We start from the raw sequence: 25,417 nt of genomic DNA on the forward strand, positions 1-25,417 counted from the left end.
AATGTTAACTAGCAATTTTATCATGAAAAAAAGTATCTGTTATCTATTCTTTTTCGCCTCTTTTGTCGCTTGTACCGATTTGGAAGAGGAGATTTTAGATGAGGCCCTCAACCGGGATCTGCTCCAGGGGGAAGGCGCCACTGTGGGTATCACAGCTCCTGTTTATTCAGAAATGTACGGCCTGTTTAACGGCCATGAAGATTACCTGCTCCTGCAGGAAATCACCACAGAATCGGCTATTGTGCCTTTCCGAGGTGGCTCCGATTGGTTCAACGGCGGTAGGCTCATCGAAGCCCACCAACACTCTTGGACATCATCCCACAGCCGGGCTACTGCTGTTTGGAACCAACTGACCCGGGGCGTTGCCAGGGGGGCCATTGCCATCAACACCCTTTCTTTTATCGATGGGGCCGAAGCTGCATTGTTTTCCGCTGAGTCCAGGGGTATGGCTGCGATATACAATTGGTACTTGTTCGATTTGTTTAATGTGGTGTTTGTGAAAAATACAGAAGACTTGAATGAAGAATCCACGGTGCTGCGGGACGGGGCAGCGTTCGATTACATCATAGCAGAGTTGGAAAGCGTCGAGAGCAACCTGTCCACTAAAAGTCAAGTTGGTTCAGGCCGGTTGACTAAGGGGGCTGTTTGGGGCTACAAAGCACGATTGTATCTCAACCGTGGCGTGTATCTGGATCGCTACGGCTCTAGTGTTAGTTTTGCCAACGAGGACATGAATCTGGTCATTGAAAATTGTGATCGGATCATAAATTCTGGCGAATATGCGTTGGAGACGGAAGATTACTTCAACATGTTCAATCTAGACAACAACAATCATCCGGAGTTCATTTTCGCCTACGATCAGCGCGATACCCGGAATGACGGAGGAAGATTTACCTGGTTTGCCTTGGCACGTAACCAGCATTTCAGTCTGGTCAATTTGAACTCTGCGGGCACCGATGGTGCTTCAATATGTCCCGAATTTTGGGAACTTTGGCAAGATAATACCGACGATCAGAGGTATTCCAAAGTATTTGTGCCACAGGATGGCACGGTAACTTCCGTCCCTGAAGAAGATTGGGCTGTCAATCGTGGGATCCTACAAGGTCAGCAATACGGTATTGTCTTGAACGGTGAAGGCACCGGATTCAAACGGGATGCCAATGGTGATTTGGCGATCGAAATGTTATTCAATACCCGCCGAACTGGCGAAGCGGTCAATTTTTCAGTGGCAGTGGATTTGGAAAACAATACCGGCCACTCCGATGGTGCCAGGGTTTCTAAATACGAAGTGGATCCAGTAGCGACCAATGGTCGAAATTTCAGCCGGCAAGACATCCCGCTCATCCGATTAGCTGATGTGTATTTGATGCGCGCGGAAGCCAAACTGCGTAGTGGTGATGAGGCTGGGGCATTGGCCGATCTCAATATCATCCGTGCTGCTCGCAACCACCCCAGGCAACTTTCCGCTGTCGACTTGGAAACTATTTGGCGCGAAAGGACGTACGAACTTTACTGGGAAATGGTGCGTAGGACTGATATGATCCGTTTTGGTAGGTTCGAAGATACGTGGACCTCCAAAACCGACAGCGATCCATTTCGTAGGACATTTCTGATTCCGCAAACCGCAATAGATGCCAATCCCGAGTTATTGAAACAAAACCCGCAGTAACTAAGTAGCGGGTACAAAATGACTATTCGAAAAAGTTGGGACGGACGTCCCAGCTTTTTTTGTTACAAACGCATGGTTCATTGATGTGGAAGTAGTATGCGGGCCGACTGGCATGCATCCATTTGTAGCCAATTTTTTATCGAGCGGTTTTCCTTTCCACAATCTGCCAAAGCTCATCATAAAGTTGGCGGTTGGGTGCAGCGATAACAGATACAGGTCCAGGTCGGGTGTAATCGATCGGCTTTTGCCCAAAATCCGTGACCTGACCCCCCGTGGCTTTGATTAACACTTCCCCGGCCGTTACATCCCACGGGTTTGTTTTGTTGTTGATGAAACCACCAAGTGCTCCCCTAGCGACCTCCGCTAACGAAAAAACCCCACTGTTGACCGCGTAAACTCCTGAAGAAGCAGCGACCAAATGTTCGATCAACCCGATCATTTCTTTAAGTGATTGCTCATTATGCTTGCTTCTTGTAAAGTGAATGCCAACGTGCTCCTCCGACAAACGTCTATTGCCAGCAATCGGCAAGACCGGAATCTTTAGGCCGATGGAAACATGCCATTTATTAGCAGTATTTAAAGGATCTCTCTCTTTTGGAATGCCCGCCAGCAAACCCGTGTAAACGATGTGTTGGACTGGATCGTAAATAGCCGAAACCCTTGGGGTGTTGTTTACGATAATGGCCACAGCAGAGCAAAAGATGGGAAATCCTTTTTTGAAGTTGCCGGTTCCATCGATCGCATCAGCAATTACCCGGATGGTATTGGTTTTTGGTGAAAAGAACTCTCGCTCCCCTTTTATCCTACTTTTAAGCGACGGGCCCACCTGTTTTTCCACCATACTTTTGGTTGGAGAGCTTGTTTCCTCTGCAAAATATTGAAGGTCTTCACAGCCCAGCTGTCGGCAAATCTGGGGAAGTTTGGCATCCACAGCCCGTAGCAGAGAAACTGTGGCGGCCACATCTGCATTGGTAGAAGAGTTTCCTAAATGTGGGCCGACATCTTTTGTAGGCGACCAACTCCCATTATAAAACGCCATTGCCGTGATGCCACTGGCTACGGCGGCTTCACGGGCACAGGTTACCAAACTGTCCCAAAGGCCCAGAGCTGTTATTTTCTGCTCAAGTGTAGTATCATTACCTTCTTTTTCAATCGGTGTATAAAAATTTTGTAGTTTAATCTCGTCCATCGCTTCCACCAAGTCTACTAGTTCACCCAATGGACCAACATAGCTTGGCTTTAATTTATCAGGGTGTCGCGCTCTTCGGTGTGCTTCATTATTTTGCTTAATTTTTTCGATTAGCGCTTGAAATTTCCGCAAACTGATAGGGGTGAACAGGTCGTGCTGATGTTTCTTAAAGAAATTTAATAGTTCAATTGTGTTGCCTTTGGCAATCATTTGTTTTAAATGGCTCTTAACGGTTCCCTCCATATTTACTGGTAGTAGTTTCTTGTACATCACAAGATAAAATAAGTTGATTAGTAAAATGTTAGCTGGAGACATATGGATTGCTTTGTTGCGAAAAAAAGCTGGCTTTGTAGTTTTTCAGCGTCTTTTCAGGTATTGGCGATAAATAACTACTAAAAACTCAGTGGGATTACAGGTATTTCCGGTCGAGAAACACCTGAACGAATGGCGTTCGAAGCGATAGTTTTTACGATCAGGGCACATTGTATGGAGGAAAGAAAACTTCCAAATTAACTCAGCGATAACTGGCATTGAAAATTGGAAAAAAGAAGAGCTTTGGTTTCGAGAATTGGAATTGGAACGTCAACTAGTACACAAATCGGGTTAAGGCCGTGACCGACTTTCCGCTGGAGACCATCAACAATAAAGTGCCGGGCATTCCCCATTCTCCCTGGTTCCTGGTAGAACACATGCGAAGGGCGCAGCGGGATATCATCGAATTTATAAACAACCCCAACTACCGGGAAATGAACTGGCCGGAGGACTATTGGCCAACAGCCGAAGCGGACACGTATACCTGGAAACAATCTATAGAAGGTTTTTTTGCCGACCGAAAGGAACTGATCCGGCTGGTAGAAGATGATTCGATTGATCTGTTTGCCCCCATTGCGCATGCTCCGGATTACACGATATTCCGGGAAATTATCCTCATGGCCAATCGCCACTCCTACCATACCGGTCCATTGCTTTACCTCAAACGGGCGCTGGAAGGATAGGCAGTAAAAGCCTGGTTCATAGATCTATAAATATCGGCTTGCCCGATGGATAAGCCAACCCGGCATTTTCGAGCCAACCGCAATTTTTTGCAAGCCCTGCAACCGGGGTCAATATTTTTTAGTACCTTAGAATATTCGGTTTTCCCTCAGTTTTGGTTAGGCGATAGTTGGTAGGAAATCCGGGGTAGCTGCTAAAAATCAACTATTGGTTCGGGGCTAATCGAAGTCCGGTAAAATTAAAGCGATGCAATACGAGGCAGAAACCGTTGGTCACTACCTGGAACAGTTGGAATCAGACTGGAGAAAGGAGCTATTGGAGGAAATCCGCGTTTTGATTAAAAGCCAGGGATCCAGGCTAAGGGAAGGAATCGAATACAAGATGCTGGCCTATTGGCTTGAGGACCGGACGATTTTTCATCTAAACGCCCAGCGTGCCTACGTCAGCCTGTATGTAGGTACTATCACCAAAATTCCAGACGCGAAGGAATTACTTCAGGATTTTGATACCGGAAAGGGTTGCATACGGATAAAAAAGTCAGTGGTGCTGGCTAAAACAGGTCTTCCCGCCTTTATTAAGAAAACCATTGACTGGTGGGAAAGGGGAGGGGAATCGGATTGCTAACCGAAGCGGGTTTGAATTTGGTGGGCCCAGTTAATCGAATTTTGAAAGTTAATTCCGTTTTCAACTGGTTTTCAAAAGTAATCGCATCGAATATGTCTGCTCCGGCTGGAGTAAAAAACCTGCGGGAAATACTTTTTTTTTATAAAATAAACGGTCAAGCTACATGAAGCCACTTAAAAAACCAGGCGTATACATCGAAGAAAAAAATGCCTTTCCTTCTTCGGTGGTGGAAGTACCAAGTGCGGTTCCCGCTTTTATCGGGTACACCGCCAACCGGCCAACTAACCAAGCCAGGCGTATTACCTCCTTTTCGGAATTTGAACAGTTTTTTGGAGGACCCGCTCCACGCCTGTTTCGGCTTCATGCGAAAAGAGACGTAGCGAACCAGCCGGATCAGGCAGTGGTAGCTAGGGAGCGTACCAACGAAACAGCAGTAAATGAACCGGTCGGCGAAATCAACGGCTATTGCCTGAGCAGGGTAGGACCGGCATACCGGCTCTATGCGGCCATGCAGTTGTTTTACCAAAATGGCGGCGGTACCTGCTATATTGTCTCCATAGGCGGATACAACGATGAGGTTTCCATCCGGGAAGCCAGCCTAATCGCCGGTTTGAAAGCCCTGGAAAAGGAAATGGAACCCACCCTGGTACTGGTTCCCGATGCCGTATCGCTGGATACAGCCGAGGCATTTTACGGGGTTTGCCGCGAGGTAATTTCCCATTGCGCGCAGATGGGGAACCGGATGGCCATTTTGGATGTGTACCAGGGCTACAAAGCTTTGCAAAATCCCTGGGGCGGGAAGTCCGTTGTGGAATGGTTCCGCGAAGAGATCGGCACTGAATCACTCAGCTACGCCGCCGCCTATTATCCCTGGCTGGAAACAACGATCGTAAACGAATCGGATCTGTCCTTTCAAAATCTGACGGACGATAGCCTGGGCCGGCAGGTTGAAATGATCCGTGGGGAACTTTCGTTAGTCGATCACCCCGAAAATGAATCAAAAAGCGAAGCCCTACGAAAGGAGCGGATTTTATCTCTGGTAAAACAACTTCCCGATTATACATCAGCTGCCCTGAATAGCTGGGACGATAATCCCGATACTTCCGGTAAATTGTCTCCCGCTGACTTGCACCGAACGCTTTTGACGGTAAGTCATTCCTATAGCTCACTAATGGGATTGCTGCGAAAGTACCTCAATCAGCTATCTCCGGCGCCAGCAATGGCCGGGTTGTACACCTTGGTGGATTCCACGAGCGGGGTTTGGAAAGCCCCCGCCAACCTCTCCCTTAATTCCGTCATTGCCCCATCGGTATCCATTTCCTCAGAAGAGCAGGAGTACCTAAATACCCCCTTGGATGGCAAAGCAGTCAATGCTATCCGCTCATTTGTGGGAGCAGGGGTGCTGGTTTGGGGCGCGCGCACGTTGGATGGAAACAGTACCGACTGGCGATACATTCCTGTGCGACGGACCGCGATGGTACTCGAACAATCGATGCTGTTTGCTGTCAAAGCCTATACCTTTGAACCCAATCAGGCTGCTACTTGGATAACTATCAAATCTATGCTGGAAAACTTCCTGACACAGCAATGGAAAACGGGAGCCCTGGCCGGTGCGCGTCCTGCGGATGCTTTCTCGGTACATATTGGTCTGGGGGAAACGATGACGGCAGAGGACATTCGGAACGGTATCCTGCGGGTAAGGGTTTTGGTAGCCCTGAGCCAACCCGCTGAGTTTATCGAAATATCCTTTGAACAACCCATGGAAAAGCATAACTAATTCCGAAAGTTGGATGGCCCCGGGTAGGATTTTCCGCTTCCTTGAGAATACAAAAATGGCAGGCCAAAATGGAGTTGGAAGAAAGCGATGCAGGTAATTGCTACCGGCGCATGCGTGCAAGGCCCTTTCAAGTCGGAGTCGGCCCAGGTGATGACCGCTAGAAAATGATTTTAACACCGCGTTACAGATAAAAATGAGAACAGACTGGAAATACCGCCTGATGCTTGCTTTTCAAATGGGCGTGCTATACACTCTTGGAATTTGGGCAATGGACTATTTTTCGGGTGAAACCCGGTATTCGCCGGAGGGCTTACTGGTTCGGGGACTGTTTTTTGGTCTTTCCTTTGGTTTGGTATTCCCCTTTATCTTTAATCGGCTGGGGGGAGCGGTGTATAGCAAAATTGGAGCGGGCATCCATCCGGTACTGGAGCAGGGGGAAGAAATCCAGCGAGAAGCACCCGCCACCCTTTTCAAAGGCATGGAAGGAGTAGGAGGCAAACTCTTTTTAACCAACAAAAAACTCATTTTCAAGTCCCACGCACTGAACATACAAAAAGGGCAAACGGATATTGACTATAAAACGATCTCCGGGGTTGAAAAAAGGGAGGCGAGAAAAAGGGGGTATCCCGGTATTCGCGTTCACACGAAAGCGGGTAGGGAATACCAAATAGTCGTGGAAGAAGCTGAGGATTTGATCGCAGATCTCAGCAAAAGGATTGTGGGATGATTCGTCCACTTTCGTTTGATTGTAAGCAAATTTTATTAACTAATTTATCAATGATTAAGCGCATTAAATAGATAGTTTACGGTTTTTCTTTTTACCTGTTCCCTATTGGTGAGCAACGAATGATGAACGGCAGTAATTGGATTCAGCGTGTATAATTGAACAAAATGACACCTATGGTTTGATTTTTTTTACCCCTGATTGTCAGATTATTCTACCGATCCGCTCGGTAGAAAAAACGGTTGCCTATTAAAAACTGGGTTTGAACCGGGTCCAGTAACTACCAATTTGTAAGGGATTAATTGGCCTACCTTTCATTTTTTAGGACTATTTCTCATGCTTTATGGAAATACTTCGACTGGTACGGCGTTTTTTATGCTTTGGGGGGGGTAAAGCCACTTTATGCGGTAGCGGTGGTTCTTTTTTGAGCGGTTCCATGGCCGTTTTTTTCCAAAATTAGGGGTCGATACACAGAAAACCGTACAGCGCTTATGCATACACCAATCAACTTGCATCGAGACGCATGGCTGTTGTAAAAAAGGGAATGCGAAACAATGCTCCACCCGGCTTTCCCGAAGTAAGGTCGGTTTTTCAATGCGGGCAAACCGGTTACCAAATGCACCATTGCCCGCCAACGAGATACGGTTCCCACCGTTGTTGTATATTTTTTTAGGCGGCTGCATGCAATTGCCGCCGGACGTTTTCCTTTTCTTTTTGTTGAAATTATTGGTAATTTACCCGCTGTACCATTCTCTAAAATAACCATCCATGCATCGTACCATTAGTTGCGGCCTTTTTGGCCTGGCTTTTTATGCCTGTTCCTCAGGTACTACCAATCAAACAGTTCAGACGGAGGGTCCGAAACCCAATATTGTCTACATCCTGGCGGATGACCTGGGCTATGGAGATTTGGGATTTACCGGACAGGAATACATCAATACGCCTAATCTCGATAAATTGGCCGAAACAGGAATGTTTTTCACCGACCATTATTCCGGATCTACGGTTTGCGCGCCTTCCCGAAGTACCCTCGTTTCAGGACTTCATACCGGCCACGCGCCGGTCCGGGGCAATTATGAAATTCAACCCGAAGGGCAATACCCTTTGCCTGATTCGGTTTTTACGCTATTCGAATCGCTCAAAGCTGCCGGGTACACTACCGGTGCTTTTGGCAAATGGGGCTTGGGCTACCCCGGTTCGGAAGGGGACCCCAATAATCAAGGGGTGGATGTGTTTTACGGGTACAATTGCCAGCGCATGGGGCACAATTATTACCCCTACCACCTTTGGCACAACCAGGATTCGGTGGTCCTTGAAGAAAACGCCGGAACCAATCTCGGTGTTTACGGACCGGATTTGATTCACGAGCAGACCTTGAAGTTTATCGAGGATTACCAGGACCAGCCCTTCTTTCTCTATGTTCCCAGTATCATTCCCCATGCGGAATTGATTGCTCCGGAGGAGGAGATGGCAAAGCACCTGGGGCGGTTTGAGGAAACACCGTATAAAGGGGTGGATGAAGGGCCGACCTATAAAATCGGAGGCTACATGTCTCAGGAAAATCCCCGGGCAGCTTTTGTGGCCATGGTGGAACTGTTGGACCGGCAGGTAGGAGAAATACTCGATAAACTGGAAAACTTAGGTTTGCGCGAAAACACCCTGGTGGTGTTCACTTCCGACAATGGCCCGCACCTCGAAGGGGGAGCGGATCCGGAATTCTTTGACAGCAACGGGCCGTACAGGGGACACAAGCGGGATTTGTACGAAGGAGGCATCCGGGTTCCCATGATTGCCAATTGGCCAGGAAAAATAGCACCGGGTAAAAGCGATCATCCCTCTGCGTTTTGGGACATGTTCGCTACGATCGGGGACCTTACCGGAGCGGAAATACCCGCCACTACCGACGGTATTTCCTTTGCACCCACACTATTGGGTCAATCGGAGGAGCAAGCCCAACACGCCTACCTCTATTGGGAGTTTATCGAGCAGGGAGGTAAACAAGCCGTCCGACAGGGCGATTGGAAAGCGATCCGTGTTCGGTTGAATACCGATCCAAATCCACCCATAGAGTTGTACAACCTTGCCGAGGACCCCGGTGAGCAAACCGACCTGGCTGATCGCTATCCGGAACGGGTGGCGGAGCTAAAAGCCCTGATGGAGCGGAGTCACCGCCCCAACCCGGTATTCAAACTCTACGCCCAAGAAATCGAAAACTAGTCATCAATCCCCTTAGTATTTACCCCATGAAAAAAGCAACTGTTGTTCTTCCGATTGCGCTGCTGGTATCGGTTTTATTTTCTTGCAAGCAGGAAACGCAAATACCACCCAACGTACTTTTCATTTTAGTAGACGACCTGGGTTATGCGGATTTGGGTTTTTCCGGGTCTCCCTTTCATGAGACACCTCATCTGGATCAATTGGCCAGCGAAAGTGTTCAGTTTATTCATGGCTATTCGGGAAGCAGGGTATGCAGTCCGGCCCGGGCAACCATCATGACGGGTCAGTTTACCGCTAGTCACGGCATTACCGACTGGATCGGGGCAAAGACAGGGACCGATTGGCGAACCCATCAGCGACACGATCCCATGTTACCGGCGGATTACCAGCACGAACTTCCCGCAGATGCGACCACCCTTGCGGAGGCGTTTAAACAAAACGGTTACCGTACCTTTTTTGCCGGAAAATGGCATTTGGGAGGGGAGGGGAGCTATCCGGAAGACCACGGTTTTGATGCGAACGTGGCGGGTTGGGACAAGGGCTCACCTGCCGGTGGCTTTTTTTCGCCCTATAACAATCCAAAAATCACGGATGGTCCGGATGGGGAGAACCTAACCCTTCGGCTGGGGCGTGAGGTTGCCGATTTCATTACGAACAGCAAAGAAGAACCCTTTTTCGCTTTTCTGTCCTTTTATGCCGTCCATGCACCCGTGCAAACCAGCAAGGATCGCTGGGAAAAATACCGGGATAAGGCCGAATCCATGGGGATTCGTGAAAAGGGATTTGAAATGGGTGAAAAATTACCTTTCCGGACGGTTCAGGACAATCCCAACTATGCCGGATTGGTGGCTTCTGTGGACGATGCTGTGGGGATCGTTCTGGATCGCTTACGGAGCCTGGGATTGGATGAGCGTACCATTGTGGTATTTACTTCGGACAATGGAGGAGTGGTGGCAGGTGACGCGTTCGCAACGACTAACCTTCTGGTAAAGGGCGGCAAGGGCCAGCACTGGGAAGGGGGGATTCGGGTGCCCTATTTGATCAAAGTCCCTGGCAAACCGGCCGGTAAGACGCTGAATTATCCGGTGGTGGGGGCTGATTTTTTTCCCACATTGGTAGACTTGGCAGGATTGAAAACGGATCCGGTCCAGGAAATCGAGGGGATGAGTTTGGTCCCGCTGCTGGACGGGGAAACTCCTTCAGCGCGCGCCATTTTCTGGCACTACCCCCATTATGGCAACCAGGGCGGCGTTCCTTCGGCCATGGTCCGAAGAGGCGATTGGAAGCTAATTCGCTATTTTGAGGACGGGCACGAGGAATTGTACCACATCCCCGATGATCCCTTCGAAACGCAGGAATTATCTCAGGAAAATCCAGCCGAACACGCAAGGCTAACCGCCCTGCTCAGCCGGTACCTGGAAAAAAAACAGGTGTCTCTGCCCGTTCTGGACCCCGAATTCGATCGGGAGCTGTACAACAAGCGGTTGGAAGAAATGGAGCAGGTGCTATTGCCCCGGCTGGAAAAACAGCGCCTGGATTTTCTCAAGGAGGATTGGGAACCCAATTCGGACTGGTGGGGTAGCATCACTACCGACTAAAGCGGCCAGAACCAAAGTATCAGGGGCACACCTACCACCATGACCAGCAGTGTCAGGGGAAGTCCGGGTTTCCAGTAATCTCCGAAGCGGTAGCCACCCGGACCCATCACCAGGGTGTTGGATTGGTGGCCAATAGGGGTAAGAAACGAGGCGGAGGCTCCGACTGCAATGCTCATCAAAAAGGGGTCTGCAGAGAGGGCGAGGCTTTCGGCAATTTTAAGGCCAATTGGCGCCATCAAAACAACGGTAGCCGCATTGTTTATGACGGCAGATAGCAGCATGGTCGTGAGCATGATGACAGGGAGCATGCTCCAGGCAGGGAAGCTATCAGAATAGATCAGCATGAGTTCGGTAACAGACGCTGCCCCTCCGCTGGTCTCAAAAGCCGTTCCTACCGGAATCATGGCTGCCAGCAAGACGATGACAGGCCAATCGATGCTGGTATAAAAGTCCTTTAGCGGAAGTATTTTGGAAAGAACCATCAGCATGGCCGCCAGGGTAAAAGCGATCGCTACCGGTAATAGTCCCGCGACAACGGAGATAATGGCCGCAACAAAAATACCCAGTGCGGGCAAGGATCGGTTGGGCTTGCCCAAGTCCAGGTTTCTTTTTGCCAAAGGCAGGCATTTCATCTCCTGAAAGATATCCGATAGCTGACTGCTTCGAAGCTGCAGCAACAAAACGTCCCCTGCACGAAATACTTCGTGATCGATTCGTTTGATTAGGGTTCGGTCACCCCGGGACAAGGCCAGCAGGTTTACATCGTATCGGGAACGCATGTGGATATTTGCTGCCGTTTGGCCCAGTAGGGGTGAGTTTTCCTGAATAATTCCTTCGGCCATGGTAATGTCTGACTCGTCGGTTACTTCGTCGGAAAAATCTTCGGTACCCACCAGTTTTAAGCCATGGGTCCCCAGGAATTCCTCCAGGTTTTCGGTATTGGATTCAAGAATGAGAATGTCGTTTTCCTCTAAAAGGAGGTAAGGTCCGGGGGCATGAATCCGTTCCTTATTTCGGATAATTGCCAGGACTTTCATGTCCTGCTCGTTTTCGTTGAGCAGTTGCCGAATATTTTCACCCTTCAGATCGGACTCTGGGGCTATACGTACTTCCGTAATGTAGTTTTCAATGTTAAACAAGGATTCATCGGGATCGCTGGATTTCCTTCGGGGAATTAGTCTCCAGCCAACCAGTGCGATGAATACCACTCCCGCCAGTGCGATGCCGGCGCCTACCGGAGCAAAATCAAACAGGCCAAACGGTGCATCCCCGTTTTGGCTGCGGAAGGTCGCAATGATGATGTTTGGTGGTGTGCCAATAAGCGTGGTCAATCCACCCAATAGGGAGGCAAAGGCAAGGGGCATCAGCACCAGAGATGGGGAGAAGTTGTTTTTTCGGGAAATCTGAATGGCTACCGGCATAAACAAGGCCAGGGCACCGATATTGTTCATAAAGCCCGAGGCCAAAGCCACTACACCTGCCATGACGGCTATTTGCAGGCTGATGGTTTTGCCTACCTTTTCCATTAGCCGTACGACTACCTGAACAATCCCGGAATTCTCCAGGCTCTTGCTTACAATCAGCACCGCAGCCACTGTAATCACGGCGGGGTGGGCAAATCCGGAAAACGCGTCTTCGAAGGGTACCAGGCCCGTCACGGCAAGGGTTAGCAACGCCAGTAAAGCCACCAGGTCGTAGCGGATTTTTCCCCAAATAAACAAGATCAAGGAGATGCCCAGTACGGCGAAAACAATGAGCTCGTCCATTACAAGGCGATCGGAGCAGCCAGGCAGGCGTCTGGTATGGCGAATGCATTGACAAGGGGCACAGCATCCTTCCGGATTTCCCAACAGAGTTGGTTGACCATCTTTCGGATCGACTTGGTCTTTACCCCCTCCATATAGCCTTGTTCCAGATACCAACCCTTATGGGTCTCAAGCTGGTACAGGGCAAATAAATTACACAACTTATTGAGTACCGTTTGGATGGCCGGGTCCGGGGTCTGCTTGACTTTTTGGATAAATTTTCCCAGGATCACCCGCTCAATATAGGCCTGCCCGACGTTTACCAGGTGATGCTGGGACACGTTTACGGCATCGAAGGGGTCCATGCCCTCGTCCATAAGGCGTTTCAATCGCCGGGCAGCGGCATCCAAAATGCTGTTTTCCCGGTATTCGAAAGCACTCAAATGGAAATCGGGATCCAGCAGGTGGTTTTCATCCGTATTCCGAATGATTAGCGGGTTTTTTTCGGTAATGGACGTTTTGGTTTTGGAAGCCACGTAGTTGATGATGGTAAACAAATTCATGTTCTCAAACTGCTCCTTATAGGCGCTTAGGCGGCTTTTCGCGACCAACTGCATGAGTACGGTATTGTCTCCTTCAAAAGTGGTATAAATATCGGTATCGTTCTTTAGGGCATCGATTCGGTTTTCGGACAAATACCCTTTTCCCCCACACGCCTCCCGGCATTCCTGCAGCGTAGCAGTAGTGTGCCAGGTCACGTAGGCTTTCATGCCGGCTGCCAGGGCCTCGATTTCCTGCATTTCCTCCTCCTGTCGCTTAAGAAACCGATTGGTGACGTATTCCATCGCAAAATGGCAGGCATAGGTTTTCGCCAGCAAGGGGATTAGCCGGCGCTGGTGCATGCGGTAATTGAGAATGGGGATTTCTTCGCCTCCCTCCGGGCCGAATTGTTTTCTCCGATCCCCGTACCGAATGGCGATCGTCAATCCGGATTTAGCTGCTGCCAGCGCCGAGCGGGGAATGCCAATTCTACCCCCAACGAGGGTGCCCAACATGGTAAAAAAACGCTTGTTATCACTGGCGATGGGACTTTGGAAGTTTCCTTGCGCATCTACCGAAGAAAAACGATCCAACATGTTTTCTTTAGGAATCACCACGTTGTCAAACGAAATCAAGCCGTTATCTACACCGTTTAGTCCCATTTTTCGACCACAGTCGGTGATGGTAATGCCGGGCAGGGTAGTGCCTGCTTCGTCCCGTAGTGGGACCAGGAAGGTACTTACGCCATAATCTTTCCCATCAATCAGGAGTTTGGCAAACACCGTAGCCATTCGGCCGTGAAGCGCAGCATTGCCAATGTATTCCTTTCGGGCATCCCGGTGTGGCGTGTGGATCGTAAAGGTTTTACTTTCGTGATCGTAGCTTGCCCGCGTTTCAATTCCCTTCACGTTTGACCCATGATTGGTTTCCGTCATGGCGAAACAACCGGGAAGTTCCAGGGTGCCGATTGCTTTCAGGTACTTGTCGTGGTGTTTTTTGGTACCCAGGGACAGCACACTCATTCCCCAAAGGCCAAATTGCACCCCAAACTTGATGACCAGGCTCAGGTCCCGATAGCTCAATGTCTCCATCACGGTAAAATAAGCTTCCATGTCGTCCTTTCCCCCATAGTCGGTAGGATAACCAATGGACCCATAGCCTTTTCCCGCCAGTAGGCGACACCAGGAAAGCACTTGATTGCGGTATTTTTCCAGGTCATCCGGTTGAATGTAGGCAAAGTCCTCCGTAGCAAGGTACTGCTTGAGTGAATCGATCAAGGGTTTTCGTGGACCATCCAGTAGTTCCGTGAGTGCCTGAACGGCAAAGTCCTCCCGGGTTTCGTATTGGGTCGAAACATTGCTGTGGGAAGATTTAAAACTTAACGCCGCAGCTTGCCCGACGATTCCAAGGTCTTTTTCAAGTTGGGCCAATTCTTTTTCCGCCCGTTGCAGGGGAAAAGAATACAGGGCCTCCGGGCGCGCTTTTTTTAGCAGATCGATGCCCAACGATACAAGGTTGGGGTAGTTTTTGGATTCTTCGCTAGCCGCATGAACGGTCTCCCACCAAAATTCCATTTCTTCCCGTGTGGGAGGGGATTCTGGGCTAAGCTTCTCTTTGAGAAAGGATTTGTCTTCTTCGCTAAGCCAGTCTGCCTGGGACAGAAACTTTAAAAAAGGTTTGTTTTCCTGACCATCAATCAGGGTTTCGGACCACACCATGTACACCACCGGTAAGAGTACGAGAGCTCCGGGAGTAGGTAAGTTTAGGGTTTGTTGCATGCCTCAATCGTTTGTTGTCTGATAACGATTAAGAAGATAAGAAAATTATTCCATCCTTTGCGGGCTTGCCGGCAAAACTTAACGCTAATTACAGGGCAGGTAGGGCGCCTTTCCGGAGCAAGGCTCGTCTGTTTAGTCTATTTTGTCCCATTCTTCCGTATTTTTTAGGTCCAGGCTGTCGGAATTAAAGGTGGGGTCCAGGCCTTTTTTCCGTTGCTCCACGTAGTCCTTCAAGGCATCCATGGCAGGCTTTCGTAAAAGGAAAATGGCAATGATGTTTAGCCAGGCCATCATGCCCACGCCAATATCTCCCAGTGTCCAGGCCAGTGCGGCTGTACGGATCGTCCCATAGAAGGTGGCTATTAAAATCAGGGCACGCAGCAAAAACAACGGCCACTGTCGGTTTTGGTCCCGCTGAAGAAAACTTAAATTGGTTTCTGCAATATAATAATAAGCCATGATCGTGGTAAAGGCGAAAAATGCCAGGGAAACGGCAATAAAACCCGGGCCCAGGTTCGGAAAATGCTCGCTAATGGCAAACTGGGTAAACTCGGGTCCAATAGGGACTCCCGGAAGATTTTCCACAATGAACCCTCCTTCCGGGTCGACCACATTGTACTGCCCCGTAAACAGGATCATAAAAGCGGTCGCGGTACAAATGAACAAGGTGTCCACATAGACCGAAAAGGCCTGAACCAGGCCCTGTTTTACCGGATGGCTTACTTCGGCGGCTGCTGCAGCATGGGGTGCGGTTCCCTGCCCTGCTTCGTTGCTGTAGATGCCTCGTTTGATCCCCCAGGAAATGGCCATCCCAAATATCCCGCCAAAGGTGGATTCCATATTGAAAGCCGAGCTGACGATTAACCGGATGACCCCCGGGATTTCCGTGATGTTAAGAACCATGATAATCACCGCCATCAGGATGTAGGCCGCAGCCATAAAAGGCACCACAATTTGCGCCACCTTACCGATTCGCTTCACGCCACCGAATATGATCAGCGCCAGAAAAAAACAAATTACCAGTCCGGTTATCCAGGTGGGAACCTGAAATGCATTTTCCACGCTAAGCGCAATGCTGTTGCTTTGTACACCGGGTAAGAAAAAGGCCGTACTGAGGATGGTTGCGAAGGCAAACAGCATGGCGTACCACCGGATGCCCAATCCTTTTTCTATGTAGAAAGCAGGCCCGCCACGGTATTGTCCACCCTTTATCTCCTTGAATAGCTGTCCCAGCGTGGCTTCGATAAAGGCAGAGGCACTCCCCAGAAAGGCAATGATCCACATCCAGAAAATGGCTCCAGGGCCTCCCATGGCAATTGCCGTAGCTACACCCGCAATGTTTCCCGTTCCCACTCTTCCGGAAATGGCAATGGCAAAGGCCTGGAAGGAGCTGACCCCCTTGTCGGAGGACTCGCCTCCAAACAGAAGTTTGATCATTTCCCGAAAATACCGGACCTGTAGAAATTTGGTAACAATGGAGAAATAGATCCCGGCACCCAAACAAAGGACGATCAAGGCATTGCTCCAGATAATATCGTTGATGGCGTAAATAATCGATTCCATGGAAAAGGTTGGCTTTGGTCAAATGGTGTATGGAACACAAAGAAAACCAAAATAAGTTTACATTTGGTTTTGCCGTCAAAAATTATCGACCTTTTATAAAAATTGGGTGCCTTTTTCTGCAGCGTGTACATTTTGGATGCCGATTTTACTGTTTTATTCGTTTTTTGCAGTTTTTAGGCACCATCTGGAAATGAGGTGGTAGCACTGGTCCCTTCAATCACCGATTTCAGCCCGCCGGAATTCCGTAAAATCACTACATTTGTGTTGTATTGCACGGAACGTGTCCGTCCTGTAACCACACATTGCATGAAAGAATTAGGAGTAATCAGCACCCTTCCCATCAACCGGTTTACGGAAAACGGCGCGTATTTGCAGCTGAGTGATTCCGGCGAAGTACTGCTGCCAAAGCGTTACCTCAAGGGGGAGGAAAAAGAAGGAGACCCGGTGGAGGTCTTTGTGTATACCGATAGCGAAGACCGTCCGGTGGCCGTAACCGATCGTCCAGTGGCCCTACTCGATCAGTTTGCCGTGATGGAAGTCAAGGATTTGACGGCGATTGGTGCCTTTTTGGATTGGGGACTGGAGAAGGACCTTTTCCTCCCAACTTCCGAAATGCGGGAGAAAGTGGGGAAAGGGGATCGGGTATTGGCCATGGTTTGCCTGGACCACCGGACCAATCGACTCGTGGGGGTATCCAAATACGAAGATTTTCTACTATCCGATACCAGTGGATTTCAGGTGGGACAGGAAGTGGAGGCACTGGTTTTTGATCGGACGGCGCTCGGCTACAAGGTCTTAATACAGGACTTTTACGAAGGGCTGATTTACGAAAACGAGGTTTTTACACCGGTCCAAATCGGAGAGTCGGTTCGGGCATTTATTAAGAAATTACGGGAAGATGGTAAGATCGACGTACAACTAACACAGGTAGGGCGACAGAAATACGAAGAGGGTGCAGATTTTATTCTTCGGAGGGTACAGGAAAATGGTTTCTTGCCCTTGTCGGACAAGTCCGATCCCGAGCAGATTCGAAACGAATTGGGTATGAGTAAAAAGCAGTTTAAACAGTGCATAGGCCAACTTTACAAAAAGAAAAAGATAGTAATCAAAGAAGACGGGATTTATTCGGTTTGAAACCCACGCTGGGTTTATTTTTTCCATTCCTGCCCCTGTTTCGAGAATTTCACGGAAAAACCATTATTTTTACCCGTCGACTTGCGCGGTCATTTTGGCTGGGAGGTGGAAGCTTGTACGTTCCCTTGCAGGTCTTAACAATTAACACATACTTGATTCGCAGATACTATGGATAAAAAAACGGAAAACTTTTTGGGTATAGACGTAGGGGGTACGCATGTAAAAATTGGGCTGGTTGATACGAAAGGCCAGATTCTTCAGTTTGCAAAAGAAATTACCGCTTCCCTTCGAGAGAACCCATTGGGTTTTAACCTGGCTTTCGTTGAGGTGGTGGGAAAATACCTCGCTAAGTTCCCCGAAGTACAACACGTTGGAATCGGCCTGCCGGGATTGGTAAGCAAGGACCGCACGACAACGCTTGAAATACCGGCCATTTCCGAGTTAAACGGATTTGATCTCAAAAGCGCCCTACTAGAAAAATATCCGAATACCATCTTCCACCTGGAAAACGATGCCAGTGCGGCAGCGGTAGGAGAGCTGCATTTCGGAACAGGACAGACCTCGCAGGACTACTTGTTTATCACCCTGGGAACAGGAATTGGAAGTGCACTGATTTTGGATGGGGAAGTATTTAAAGGCGTTCGCGGAAATGCGATGGAAATGGGGCACATGCTTTCCAGGGGAAATAGTCGTTTGGAACCATTAATCGGACGAAATGGGATACTGAAAATTGCCGCACGCATGATGGATACATTCCCGGAGGAAGTAGGCCAACTAGCCGGACAGGAATTGGGCATGCATGTGTTGGTGGGAGCCGCCTCAGCGGGCAATTCGATCGCACTGAAAACCTTCGCTGAAGTAGGGGAGATCCTTGGAGAAGCCATCGTATCCACGGTTCGCATACTGGATGTAAACGAGATTTATTTTGGAGGTGGCATCTCTGCAGCCCTGCCTTACATTATGCCTTCTCTGGACAAAACGGTGCACCAGTATTTGAGTCCGTATTACCTCTCTGATATTAAGATGCAGCGGGCTACCCTCGAAAACGATGCCGGAACGCTTGGAGCAGCCGCTCTTTGCTTTATGGATTGAGATAGGTAATCGTTACTTCACTCACCTTGCTTACCGCATTGAGACGAAAAAGGACCTTCAAAGGTTCTTTTTCTGGTTTTATCCCACACTCATCCGACGGTTCTAAAAAGTAAACGAAGAAACTCTGGCTTTTGTCTACCAACACAACCCGGTCCGGCCGACCAAATGTCTTGATGAGTTCCTGGTTGTAACTTGCCAGAAAGCTGTTCTTTAGTTCCCGCAACTCCTCCAGGTCCTGGATGCGCAAGCCCAGGCAGCCGTTGCGGTCCTTTTTCCAGTTAGAAATATCAATGGAACCGGTATCGAGCTTGCTGGTACACGAAACCCCGAGTAATAGCAGGCAAAAGATAAAAAAGACAGGCAGCGTTCCGTTTTTCATGGGTGTGATTTGACGGTGATCGTGATCAGGAACCCAAATTTACCCGGATTGTTTGACTTAGACCTACGAAGTGAGGAATTATTCTTGCAAACGATGGTTTATCTGAAGCGGCTGGTAGGCGGAGAGTTTGTAGGTCTTTCCCCGGTACTCCAGATCCACCTCCCGGTCCGTTTCCACGGCCTGAACAAGGCCATTCTCCATTTGCAGGACAAATAGGCAGGATTTGTCGAAAACTACCTCGGATTCGCCATCCCCGTCCAGGTCCAGGGATTTCCCCTCTCCCCCGGCCAGCTTTTCTCCGATGTAATGGGATGCTCCAACACTGGCCAGCGGTGTTTCAAACCCGCCTCCCGTCCATCGAAATCCCCTCCTCAGGGCAGTAGCTTCCAGCTCCCCGGATTTTCTCGGGTACACCAATAGGTCGGTAGATGGCTCGCTCGTTTCAAACCGTACCGGTTGCAGCCAACCATAGGTGCTTTGTATGGATGTGGCACCGGTATCGATGCGTACCTGCTCGTTTAAGGCGATGAAGTATTGCCGATCTCCTTGATCCGTATACCCGGTATGGGCCATTTCGTTGGTAATTTGGGTAGAGAGGGGACGTCCGTCGTTTTCAAGCAGTGGGACTGTAAGGCCAAAGGGAATATCCTGGGCACTTTTCAGCCGGGTTACCAGCATGTCTGGAGTCAGGATAAATTCCTGACTAAAAAACGGCCCCCCTCTTCCGGTCACGTAGCTGTAGTGAATGGTGAATCGCACCAACAAGGGGTGGACGAAGTGAATTTCTGCTTCTCCCTGGTAATTGGCGGGCAGGTCAGCGATCCGTACCCAGTGCTCGTTTTCCATCCATTCCGGACCAAAGGAGATTCCGGATTGCGGACGGTACCGATCCACCCGGTCGCCACTGCCAGAAACCAGGTCAACCGTGTTGCCTCTTTTCAGCTCATGCTCGCCATCGGCAGGGCCCAGCCTTCCGTCCCAGCCTTCCCGGATCATGCGCACGGTACCCAGTGGAGTCCAACTCAGGCCGTACTTTGGTACGCTTGCACCCCGGAGGTTTACCATCACCTGGAAGCCCCCTGCGTTGGCAAAAAAGGCTCCGAACCGATCATCTATTTCAAACGCATACCCACCCAGTTCGGCAGGTGCCGGCTTTTCCGGGATGGCTGATTTCCTGCTCAGGTAGGCTTCTGCCAGGTGCTGCACGATGGCTCCGCTGTAGTTACCCCATTGACTGGCCGGCTGGTATCCGATTCGATCTCCGGGCTCAAACCAATTTTTGGTAATGAAAAAAGAACCGGCCCAGGGATCCGCTGTGCGCTGCCAGCGCAGAATGCTCCGAAAAGCCAGATTGGCCGCCCGCCGGTATTGACCGGCCAGGTAGTGGTTTCCCTGTTTCCAGGCGTCTTCTGCCAATACATCAAACGCTAATTGGTACAATACGTCGTTAAAAATGTGGTTATCTGTCCGCCCATTGGGGGGAGCCTGCCCATCCGGGGCCTGCAAAAACAGGCTGGTGTGCGTCCCATTTTTCACCGCAGACAGGATTTCCCCGGAGGAAGGGCCGTCGTATCCCTCCATCGCCAAGGCAAGGAGGTTGCCCCTACCTACCGCTTCTACCGCAAGAGATTGGGGGTCACTGCTCCAGTCCTGGTAGAGATTGTATCGGTCGTTTACGATTCGGATCCGTTGGCTGTACTCGTTCCATGCTTTTTCGATAAATTCGGTAGCGCCTGCTTTTTCACGCAGCCCTTTACCTGCCCGGCTCCATTCGCCCTTCATGGCGTAGGTACGCCAATTGTTGATCCGCCCGTCGAAATTCTGCATGACTGCGGAAAGAGGCGTTTTCATTCGTTGCGTCCAGCGGTCGTGCCGGGCGTTGTCCACATGGTCCTCATAAAGTTTCAGCGCATGCGTTAATGGACTAATAAAAAATTCTCCGTGCTCATCCGGTATGGATTTCGTTCCGTTCGAAAAATTCAGGGTGCTGTGCTCCATCGCCAGGATTCCGGCTTCCTTCAGCTCGTTTCCAGCCCCGGCATCCAATAAAACCCCGACGGCGAATGCGAAATAAGGGGTAGCATATTGGTGCTCCCGCTTCAGGTAGGGGTCAATGATGGCACCAGAGGCATCCTGTTGTGCCGCCATCACCCTGCACGTAGCTCCAATCACGCGTAATAGGTCCTCGTTTGCTACCCCGCTTTCCTGCCATCCGGCCTGGGTAAGGTGAAAGGGAAGGTGCGGAGGGAGCTGAGCCAGCACCGGTAATGCGATCCCTAAACTACCCACCAGCAGCAGGATACGAAGAGAGAAGCGTATCAAAAATGGAGGAAAGGTACATACAGAATTCATGGAGTGCCGTTTATTTTGGTAATTCATACGTAATGGTTTCTTCAGTGCCCTGATAATTGACTGTTAGGCGTATTTTCCGGGAACCGATTGCGGGATTTCCCTGAATATGAGCGGATACTTCGGGAAGTTCCTCCCGAAAGGGGAGTAGCAATGTGAGAAAGCGCGTTCCTTTGGACCGGTTTTTCAGTTCCTTTTGGAAGGAAAATGCCGTTCGGGGTTCTTTTTTGGTGTAAACAAACGATACCTGACCCTCCGCTTCTTCCAGGCTCAGTGCTTGCTGTTGCAGGGACTGTACGTGTAAATTGTACCCGGTGTCAAATTGTGTGGTCGCTGCCAGATTTTCCTTGTCCAACCTTGCCGGTCCGGGGGCCAATTGAAAATTTAGGTCCAGTGTACCGCTCGCCTTTCCAATGGCCTCATCGATTAGGATAAAAAAGGAATGATCAAAAAAGATGACGGCGCGTCGATGAGCGAGGCCCTCGTAATTTTGGTTTTCTACGACCAGTACATCGTGTTTCGTACCGGGTTGCCACAGCAGCAAGCGTGGAGCATAGGCAATGTTTTCGCCGTCGAGGGTAAGGGTTTGGTGTACCCGGCTTTGGCGGAACCAGGCCCTTCCCTCCGGGTCGCCACTGTAGATAAAACTCCCCGAGTCCGGTGTCAGGTTTCTTCCACCTACATACAATTCGAAGGTGCCATTATCGGGTTGGCTGTGTCCTCCACCGTCGGGGCCGCATTTCAGGACCAGGCAAGTAGCCATAGGATCCCAACTGTTTCGCATGGAGTATAGTCCACTGTTCGGATAGGCAAAGGCCAGGCTATCAGGTTTTTCTCCTTGTTTTCCCCCGGTGGCTACATACAAAAAGTCAGGCCGGTCAAAAAGTTTCTCCCATTCGATCAATCGTGGGTAATATTGCCCCGGTTTGCCTGTCCAAGCGTCGCCAAACTGTGGCGTGGTACCGTCCGGAAAGGCAAGTTTCACGGGCACTTCGGCCATTTTCTCGATCATAGACAGGTAATCATCCGTAAACAAGTGGCTTTTCCCATTCATTTCAGCCATAGCATACGTTCGTAAAAACCACCCGATACTGCCCATGTGGTAGCCAAAGGCGAGTTCCCGCTGATGCCCGTCTGCATATACCTGGTTATGAATTTCTGCATTGAGGCGGTGAATCGCCTCCGTCAACCACTCGTCCGCCTCTTTAAATTCGGGGAAGGTCATCGCAATAAATGCCAATCCCTCCGCTTCCATCAAGGCCCAGTTGCTTCCCTGGCTGTATTTGCTCATGAGGAAATCGGCGTGTTCGTGCAAGGCCACCAAAAAACTTACCAAGGCCTCCGGCGTAAAGGAGGGGGCCTCGATAAAATAGTGAAAAAGTTGCGTCCAACGGTGACCCCGTATCCCCGTTTCTATGGATCTCCAGGCGTAGCGATGATCTTCGTCTCTCGGGTTTTTTTCTATCCAGTCCATCAGTTGACGTGCCCATTCCCGGGCATATTTCTCCTCTCCAGTTTGCCTATAGGCCTTACCCATGGCATCCCAAAATGTCATTCGGTTCAACTGCCAGACCCATTCGTTGTCGGGAACCGGTCTGCTGGCCCAATCGATGTCCTCCCCGACGAAAAAGGGAGGATAGGCAGGCTGCCCTACCATGCGGTGTTCCAGCGCATTCCGGGCTATTTCCAGGTCTTTCTCCGTTGCCAGGTTTATAGGATCGGTGCGTAATTGACGGCGAAGCGGATGGTTTACCTGGGTTCTCTCCCGAAAATGGTACACCATGCGGCGGGCGGCCAGAAGTGGATTACCGGCCTGCTGTATGCCACCTGCCCAGGGACTGGATTCGAAATCCATCAGGGCACGTACCTTTTCAAAGTTTCGGTGAAAAGCCTTCGAGGATTTTCCATGGCGTAAGTCGCCTTTATTGTCCACCGACAAATTGTATCCCATGGTTCCCTGATTCCACTCGGAAACCTGGCTGCCCTTTTCGCCATTGTTGCGAAAGATGTTGTTTTTTGCCTCTAGGTTCCGTACTCCTTCCAGCCAATTGTCTGAAAACAATCCGTGTCGGTCGTTTCCTTCCAGCAGGTTGTTTTCGACCAGCAGGTTGCCGCTTTCGGTAAGGTGGATGCCATGCAGTTTGTTTCTGGAGGATTCGTTGCCTTCCATCACAATGGCTTCCCCATATGACAGGTGGATGCCACTGCCCCAGGGAGCGTTGGAAAAGCGACCCTTGCTGATAGTTGCGTTCTTGATCCGCGAGAGGTGGAGGTTGTGATGCAGTCCCTTTCCGGGGACCACATTGGATCCATTATCGCTGAAGTCACAGCGGATGATTTCCAAATTTTCGGCACCCCGGATGGAAACACCGTGTTTGGTAAAGTTTCGAACGGTAACCTGCTCCAGTCGGATGTTTTGAAGTTGACCTTCGGTATCGGCAGAAAAAACCAACCCTTCCCTTCGCAAGGCGGACTGTCGCGCACGCTGACGCCGCCCTTGATTGGGATCCGTGCCAGGATCTACCGATTCCGCGCCCTCGATCAACAGGTGACGGATGACCACGTCTTGTATCTCCGGATCGCTGTTACCGATCGTCAATCCTGCTTTTCCTGCTTCCATCATCAACACAGTGGCCGCTCCCTTGCCTTCCAAATGTACACCGCCGGGAATCAGCAAGGTTTCCTCCAATTGGTATATTCCTTCTTGCAACCAAACTTTCCTGCCTGTACCGGAAGTTTGCTCAAGTGCCCGTTGGATAGACTCGCCGGGCTTTACGATCAGATCTCCCTCGTTCGGATTCCATTCCGGGTTTTCCTGTGCTCCGGTCTGCGGTCGGGCGTTTACCAATGGGGGACTAGCCCAATCGGTAGGTGCTGCCGGAGCTGGGGCTCGGTGAGCTACTAGAAAATACCAGGAGGAAGCAGGTCGGGTGTGCTGAATCGCCCGCTCGGTATAGGGCATTTGCAAATTTTTTAGTTCGGTGTAATGGTGGTACACGGATTCGTAAATGTCGCGGAATTCTCCCCTTCCTCTGGGAGAAATCGTTCCGTATACGGACACTTCTTCCCCCAGCATGTATTTTGCGGTGTATTCGAAACCAAGTGCGAGTCGCTGCTCCGCTACCTGGTAAAAATCCATCCCTTGTGTCCAGGCTACCTGTGCCGCCTTGGCCAATTCCCCAAGCCCCAATTGCACGTGAGGCCAATCCCGTGTCGATTCCTGCACCTGTCCGTTGGGGTAGATGTATTTGGTAATGCCTCCATTATTTGGTCCCCAATAAAACCGCTCGACGGCGCGTTGAAAAAGCGCTGGTCGGTCCGTGAAAATGCCGATACAAAGCATAGTGTTGATCATGGCGGCATCCCAGTTGCCGTTCGCCTCTGTGAAAAAGTCGTGGATATATGGATAGTACACGGTGAGCATCATCCGTTCGAAATCTTTCTGATCTTCGTCTTTCCAGCCATCGTAGGTATGCTTTATGAGTTCAGCAGCATTGAGGAAATGTTGTCCAGTTAGGGCGACAAGTAGTTTGGCATCGTTGTCATCAAAATCCCACAATCTTTCGGACCAGGCAGCCAGGATGGAAATGGTCTTTTCTGCGTGGGCCCGATTTTCGGTAACGAACCACAACAAGGCATGCCGGTAGGCTTCCAGCGCACTGGCGGACAACTCCCGATGCCCCTTCCCCTGCCTTCCATACGATCCCCTCACGACATGGGTAAACGGTTGCGGCTGAAAATCCAAAGAAGCCTCCTGTTTCAAGCGCTCAAAAGCGGCTTGCCAGGCCGGATCGCCAGAGGCGATTTTGGCCTTCATGTAGTCTAAGTCCTCCTGATTTTGTAGTAAGCCCGGATGGATAAATTGGCGGGGAAAAACCAAAGGTGGTGCGGTAGCTTCCGTCTGGCAAACCGAGGGAAGCGCGGGCAAGAGCAACAAAAATAAAAATGCAGCACGTTTTATTCTCATCCGTACATTGGGTTTAAGGTCAATTCAATAACCTAAAATAAGGAGTTCGCATCAGAAATGCTAAAAATCAATCCTTCAT

16 protein-coding genes are annotated in these 25,417 nt (G+C 50.0%); 9 read left to right on the forward strand and 7 right to left on the reverse strand.

The features are described from left to right. The first annotated feature begins 22 nt into the window (after positions 1-22). Positions 23-1,669: a RagB/SusD family nutrient uptake outer membrane protein gene (locus BMW71_RS01655; protein ID WP_177179554.1), complete on the forward strand. Its 1,647-nt coding sequence runs from the start codon at positions 23-25 to the stop codon at positions 1,667-1,669. Between the two features lie 136 nt (positions 1,670-1,805). Here the strand turns inward: BMW71_RS01655 and BMW71_RS01660 are convergent, their stop codons facing one another. After that, positions 1,806-3,173: an inositol monophosphatase family protein gene (locus tag BMW71_RS01660; protein ID WP_092168569.1), complete on the reverse strand. Its 1,368-nt coding sequence runs from the start codon at positions 3,171-3,173 to the stop codon at positions 1,806-1,808. Between the two features lie 296 nt (positions 3,174-3,469). On the opposite strand from BMW71_RS01660, the gene BMW71_RS01665 reads away from it, so the two are divergent. The 6 genes from BMW71_RS01665 to BMW71_RS01690 all read left to right on the forward strand — a co-directional run bounded on the left by BMW71_RS01665 (position 3,470) and on the right by BMW71_RS01690 (position 10,791). Further along, a complete protein-coding gene (locus BMW71_RS01665) occupies positions 3,470-3,853 on the forward strand; it encodes a DinB family protein (protein WP_092168572.1) in 384 nt (127 codons plus the stop codon). 244 nt (positions 3,854-4,097) lie between these two features. Beyond that, entirely contained in the window at positions 4,098-4,475 is a 378-nt protein-coding gene (locus BMW71_RS01670) for a DUF1801 domain-containing protein (RefSeq protein WP_092168575.1), read from the forward strand. 163 nt (positions 4,476-4,638) lie between these two features. Then, on the forward strand, positions 4,639-6,252 hold the full coding sequence (locus BMW71_RS01675; RefSeq protein ID WP_092168578.1) for a phage tail sheath family protein: 1,614 nt from the start codon (positions 4,639-4,641) through the stop codon (positions 6,250-6,252). 193 nt (positions 6,253-6,445) lie between these two features. Beyond that, positions 6,446-6,979, forward strand: coding sequence for a GRAM domain-containing protein (locus tag BMW71_RS01680; RefSeq protein WP_092168581.1), 534 nt, complete (start codon positions 6,446-6,448; stop codon positions 6,977-6,979). Between the two features lie 765 nt (positions 6,980-7,744). Further along, complete coding sequence (locus BMW71_RS01685) at positions 7,745-9,193, forward strand: arylsulfatase (RefSeq protein ID WP_092168584.1); 1,449 nt, start codon at positions 7,745-7,747, stop codon at positions 9,191-9,193. Positions 9,194-9,219: 26 nt separating this feature from the next. Continuing rightward, complete coding sequence (locus BMW71_RS01690; protein ID WP_092168587.1) at positions 9,220-10,791, forward strand: sulfatase; 1,572 nt, start codon at positions 9,220-9,222, stop codon at positions 10,789-10,791. Here BMW71_RS01690 and BMW71_RS01695 read toward each other — a convergent pair. The 3 genes from BMW71_RS01695 to BMW71_RS01705 all read right to left on the reverse strand — a co-directional run bounded on the left by BMW71_RS01695 (position 10,788) and on the right by BMW71_RS01705 (position 16,417). Continuing rightward, the gene (locus tag BMW71_RS01695; RefSeq protein ID WP_092168590.1) at positions 10,788-12,557 is read right to left on the reverse strand and encodes an SLC13 family permease; all 1,770 of its coding nucleotides are present in this window, start codon (positions 12,555-12,557) and stop codon (positions 10,788-10,790) included. The two genes, BMW71_RS01690 and BMW71_RS01695, sit on opposite strands and share 4 nt — an antisense overlap. Then, positions 12,557-14,854: an acyl-CoA dehydrogenase family protein gene (locus BMW71_RS01700; protein ID WP_092168592.1), complete on the reverse strand. Its 2,298-nt coding sequence runs from the start codon at positions 14,852-14,854 to the stop codon at positions 12,557-12,559. Before BMW71_RS01700 ends, BMW71_RS01695 begins: the two co-directional genes overlap by 1 nt. Before the next feature lie 132 nt (positions 14,855-14,986). Next, a complete protein-coding gene (locus BMW71_RS01705) occupies positions 14,987-16,417 on the reverse strand; it encodes an alanine/glycine:cation symporter family protein (RefSeq protein ID WP_092168595.1) in 1,431 nt (476 codons plus the stop codon). Positions 16,418-16,723: 306 nt separating this feature from the next. On the opposite strand from BMW71_RS01705, the gene BMW71_RS01710 reads away from it, so the two are divergent. Continuing rightward, positions 16,724-17,551, forward strand: coding sequence for a CvfB family protein (locus BMW71_RS01710; RefSeq protein WP_092168597.1), 828 nt, complete (start codon positions 16,724-16,726; stop codon positions 17,549-17,551). 168 nt (positions 17,552-17,719) lie between these two features. After that, positions 17,720-18,643, forward strand: a complete 924-nt coding sequence (locus BMW71_RS01720; protein WP_092168603.1) for an ROK family protein — start codon at positions 17,720-17,722, stop codon at positions 18,641-18,643. On the opposite strand, the gene BMW71_RS01725 is transcribed toward BMW71_RS01720, so the two are convergent. The 3 genes from BMW71_RS01725 to BMW71_RS01735 form a co-directional block, all read right to left on the reverse strand. Next, entirely contained in the window at positions 18,633-19,022 is a 390-nt protein-coding gene (locus tag BMW71_RS01725) for a hypothetical protein (protein ID WP_092168606.1), read from the reverse strand. The two genes, BMW71_RS01720 and BMW71_RS01725, sit on opposite strands and share 11 nt — an antisense overlap. A 78-nt stretch (positions 19,023-19,100) precedes the next feature. Then, positions 19,101-21,401, reverse strand: a complete 2,301-nt coding sequence (locus tag BMW71_RS01730; RefSeq protein ID WP_092168609.1) for a hypothetical protein — start codon at positions 21,399-21,401, stop codon at positions 19,101-19,103. Next, positions 21,385-25,338, reverse strand: a complete 3,954-nt coding sequence (locus BMW71_RS01735) for a heparinase II/III family protein (protein ID WP_092168612.1) — start codon at positions 25,336-25,338, stop codon at positions 21,385-21,387. Before BMW71_RS01735 ends, BMW71_RS01730 begins: the two co-directional genes overlap by 17 nt. Positions 25,339-25,417 lie beyond the last annotated feature (79 nt).

It is taken from the genome of Cyclobacterium xiamenense (assembly GCF_900109255.1).
Lineage (GTDB): Bacteria > Bacteroidota > Bacteroidia > Cytophagales > Cyclobacteriaceae > Cyclobacterium > Cyclobacterium xiamenense.

What these genes read in the sequence shown, in the direction of transcription:
- BMW71_RS01680 (WP_092168581.1), top strand. Translation starts at nt 6,446, where the DNA reads ATGAGAACAGACTGGAAATACCGCCTGATGCTTGCTTTTCAAATGGGC.
- BMW71_RS01720 (WP_092168603.1), top strand. Translation starts at nt 17,720, where the DNA reads ATGGATAAAAAAACGGAAAACTTTTTGGGTATAGACGTAGGGGGTACG.
- BMW71_RS01685 (WP_092168584.1), top strand. Translation starts at nt 7,745, where the DNA reads ATGCATCGTACCATTAGTTGCGGCCTTTTTGGCCTGGCTTTTTATGCC.
- BMW71_RS01690 (WP_092168587.1), top strand. Translation starts at nt 9,220, where the DNA reads ATGAAAAAAGCAACTGTTGTTCTTCCGATTGCGCTGCTGGTATCGGTT.
- BMW71_RS01710 (WP_092168597.1), top strand. Translation starts at nt 16,724, where the DNA reads ATGAAAGAATTAGGAGTAATCAGCACCCTTCCCATCAACCGGTTTACG.
- BMW71_RS01725 (WP_092168606.1), bottom strand. Translation starts at nt 19,022, where the DNA reads ATGAAAAACGGAACGCTGCCTGTCTTTTTTATCTTTTGCCTGCTATTA.
- BMW71_RS01660 (WP_092168569.1), bottom strand. Translation starts at nt 3,173, where the DNA reads ATGTCTCCAGCTAACATTTTACTAATCAACTTATTTTATCTTGTGATG.
- BMW71_RS01655 (WP_177179554.1), top strand. Translation starts at nt 23, where the DNA reads ATGAAAAAAAGTATCTGTTATCTATTCTTTTTCGCCTCTTTTGTCGCT.
- BMW71_RS01730 (WP_092168609.1), bottom strand. Translation starts at nt 21,401, where the DNA reads ATGAATTACCAAAATAAACGGCACTCCATGAATTCTGTATGTACCTTT.
- BMW71_RS01675 (WP_092168578.1), top strand. Translation starts at nt 4,639, where the DNA reads ATGAAGCCACTTAAAAAACCAGGCGTATACATCGAAGAAAAAAATGCC.
- BMW71_RS01695 (WP_092168590.1), bottom strand. Translation starts at nt 12,557, where the DNA reads ATGGACGAGCTCATTGTTTTCGCCGTACTGGGCATCTCCTTGATCTTG.
- BMW71_RS01700 (WP_092168592.1), bottom strand. Translation starts at nt 14,854, where the DNA reads ATGCAACAAACCCTAAACTTACCTACTCCCGGAGCTCTCGTACTCTTA.
- BMW71_RS01670 (WP_092168575.1), top strand. Translation starts at nt 4,098, where the DNA reads ATGCAATACGAGGCAGAAACCGTTGGTCACTACCTGGAACAGTTGGAA.
- BMW71_RS01735 (WP_092168612.1), bottom strand. Translation starts at nt 25,338, where the DNA reads ATGAGAATAAAACGTGCTGCATTTTTATTTTTGTTGCTCTTGCCCGCG.
- BMW71_RS01705 (WP_092168595.1), bottom strand. Translation starts at nt 16,417, where the DNA reads ATGGAATCGATTATTTACGCCATCAACGATATTATCTGGAGCAATGCC.